Origin of the sequence: Actinomyces polynesiensis, from assembly GCF_000820725.1 — a bacterium.
Taxonomy (GTDB): Bacteria; Actinomycetota; Actinomycetes; order Actinomycetales; family Actinomycetaceae; genus Pauljensenia; species Pauljensenia polynesiensis.
Map to the genome: position 1 here is coordinate 1 of NZ_CCXH01000046.1, position 3,131 is coordinate 3,131.

General features: G+C 71.5%; 2 protein-coding genes. Both read left to right on the forward strand.

From position 1 onward, the window contains the following. Window positions 1-1,489 (forward strand): ATP-dependent DNA helicase RecG (locus TA90_RS01675; protein WP_043534290.1); only part of this gene is annotated, 1,489 nt, incomplete at its 5' end. Between the two features lie 180 nt (window positions 1,490-1,669). Beyond that, window positions 1,670-3,103 carry a toll/interleukin-1 receptor domain-containing protein gene (locus TA90_RS01680; RefSeq protein WP_043534291.1) on the forward strand — a complete coding sequence of 478 codons (1,434 nt, stop codon included), beginning with the start codon at window positions 1,670-1,672 and terminating at the stop codon, window positions 3,101-3,103. Window positions 3,104-3,131 lie beyond the last annotated feature (28 nt).

The window sequence follows — 3,131 nt, forward strand, 5'->3', positions numbered from 1 at the left end:
CTTCGTCCTCCAGACCGGGCTGCTGGAGGCCCGCGAGGGGACGCGCGCCGAACGGGCCCCCGCCTGCGCCGTCGAGGGCAACCGCGTGCTGGACGCCCTGCTCGCCTGCCTGCCCTTCGAACTGACGGACTCCCAACGCCGCGCCCTCGCGGAGATCCAGGCCGACCTGGAGGGGACGAAGCCCATGCAGCGCCTCCTCCAGGGTGACGTCGGGTCCGGGAAGACCGTGGTGGCCCTGGCCGCCATGTGCCAGGTCGTGGGCGCCGGCCACCAGGCCGCCCTGCTGGCCCCCACCGAGATCCTCGCCGAGCAGCACGCGGCCTCCCTGGGTGCCCTGCTCGCCCCGATGCGGGCACAGGGCGTGGACGTCGAGCTGAGGCTCCTGACCGGGTCGACGCGCGCGGTGGTGCGTCGCGAGGTGGACGCGGCGCTGCGCTCGGGCGGGCCGCTCATCGTCGTGGGCACGCACGCCCTGCTCCAGGACTCCGTGGAGTTCCCCGACCTGGGCCTGGTCGTGGTCGACGAGCAGCACCGCTTCGGCGTCGCCCAGCGCGACCGCCTGCGCCGCCCCTCCACGGCGGAGGGGGACGGTCCCCACGTGCCCCACCAGTTGGTCATGACGGCCACCCCCATCCCGCGCACCGTGGCCATGACGGTCTTCGGCGACCTGGACGAGACCCGCATGCCCGGGCTCCCCCCGGGGCGCAGCCCGGTCGCGACCTTCCTCGTGGACTCCGCCAACCCCGCCTGGATGGAGCGCCTGTGGCAGCGCGCCCGCGAGGAGGTGGACTCGGGGGGACGCGTGTACGTCGTGTGCCCGCGCATCGACGAGGGCGACGCCGTGGCGGACGCGGAGGGGGAGGGCGCGGCCACCCCACCCCTGGCCAGCGTGCGCGCCGTGGCCGAGGCGCTGCGTGCCTCGGGACCCCTGGCAGGGCTCGGCATCCACGAGCTGCACGGCCGGATGGTGGCCACGGAGAAGGCGCAGGTCATGGATGACTTCGCGGCGGGGCGTGCCCCCGTGGTCGTGGCGACCACCGTGGTGGAGGTCGGGGTGGACGTCCCAGAGGCGTCGATGATGGTGGTCCTGGACGCCCAGCAGTTCGGCCTCTCCCAGCTCCACCAGCTGCGTGGGCGCGTGGGCCGGTCGACCCGGCCCTCGGTGTGCATGGCCGCCCACCGCCACGGCATCTCCGAGTGGTCGGTGGAGAGGTTGCGGGCCTTCGCCTCGACGACCGACGGTTTCGAACTCGCCGACGAGGACCTGCGTCTGCGCCGCGAGGGGGACGTGCTGGGGGCGGACCAGTCGGGGCGCACCTCGGGGCTGCGCTTCCTGTCCGTGCAGCGTGACGAGGCGGTGATCCGTGAGGCCCGGGAGGAGGCCTCCGTGGTGGTCGGGGCCGACCCCGACCTGTCGGAGCACCCCGAGTTGGCGGGCGCGGTGCGCGCCCGGGCCGGCAGCGACATCGTGTGGATGGAGCGCTCCTGAGGGAGCGTCTCCCCGACGTCAACCGGCGCACACCCTCCCGGCAGGACGAGCGCGGCAATCCTGCCCTTTGAGACGCACGACACCGTCCGGGGCGGTTGGGTACGATCAGCCCGGGGGATGACGGGACCAGGTCCCGCCCCGGTGCGCAGGACTCCCGACGAACTCGGAGAAGCGATTGCCATGACGTCGATATTCGTCTCCCACGCCAGTCAGGACGACGCCGACGTGGACAGGGTCGTCGCGGCCCTGCGGAGTTGGGGGCACGACGTGTGGGTCGACAGGTCGGACCTGTCGGCCGGGAGCGCACTGGCCCTGTCGATCCAGGAGGGGCTCTCCAACGCCGAGGTGTTCCTCCTGCTCCACTCCGCGGCCTCCTCCCGGTCCCAGTGGGTCGAGCTCGAGTGGCAGGCGGCGCTCGCCAAGAGCATCTCGGACCCCGACTTCACCTTCCTCCTCGCGGCGTTGGACCCCACCCCGCCTCCCCTGCTGCTCCAGAGCAAGAAGTGGCTGAAGCTCCGCTCCGGTGGGGACCTCGACCTGGAGCCGTTGAGGGAGGCGCTCGGCGGTCGGCCCGACCCGGCGACGTCTCGACCCTCCCTGTGGTACTACGACGACGAGCGCGCCTGGCTCGACAGGTTCACCCGGGAGCACGAGGACCGCTTCGAGATCCGCACCTTCGACAACGCCTCGGAGCTCCTCTCCGCACTCCAGATGACGGCGCTGGGGAACCAGGAACTCCCCGACGTCGTGCTCATGGACTACTACGCCTACCGCAACGACCTCACCCCCGAGCAGCGGGAGCGTGCGCGGGAGGCGGTCACCGTCCTCCTCGACGCGGAGCACAGGCTCAAGGGCGTCGTCGACGCCGCGTGGCACCCGGCGGGCGTGGACATCGTGGAGACCGTGAGGGACTTCTACCCCCCGGAGAAGCTGCCCATCGCCATGCACACCCAGCAGGGCCTGATCCTCCTGCGGGACGACCACATCCAGCAGCTCGAGACCCTCGGCGTCGAGTGGCTCATCAAGAACCGGTTCAGCGCCGAGACCGACCGACTGGTCCTGGCGGGCATCGCGCAGCGCGCCGGCCACACGATCACCCGTTCCCGGCCCCTGGCGCTCATCGTGGACGACAACCCGAACTACATCCGCAAGTTCCGGGAACGCCAGCAGGACTTCTACGACATCGAGTCCATCACCAGCGAGGCGGAGGTGATGCCGACCCTGGCCCGCATGGAGGCGGAGGGCAGGTTCCCCGACTTCTTCCTCGTCGACATGTACTACCCGACGGGCCCCTCGGAGTCCCAGGAGCTCATCGACGCCGCGAACCGGAAGCTCAAGGAATTCGCGGACCTGGAGTCCGCCACCCAGGACGTGGTCCGGCAGTCCTTCGAGCCGCTCGGCCTGCGCATGATCCGCAAGATCCGCAAGTTCTTCCCCCCGTCGCAGCTGCCCGTCCTCGTGTACACGGTCAGTGGGCTGGTCAGCGTCGGCGACCAGGGCTTCCGCGAGATCGAGCGGCTCGGGGGGACCTGGCTCCTCAAGGACCGCTACGACGCCCAGACGGAGGAGATCCTGATCTGCGGCGAGATCTTCCGCGCCCGTCGGGGAGCGTGACCGGGCCGGTGTCCGGGACAGGTGCCGT

What these genes read in the sequence shown, in the direction of transcription:
- TA90_RS01680 (WP_043534291.1), top strand. Translation starts at nt 1,670, where the DNA reads ATGACGTCGATATTCGTCTCCCACGCCAGTCAGGACGACGCCGACGTG.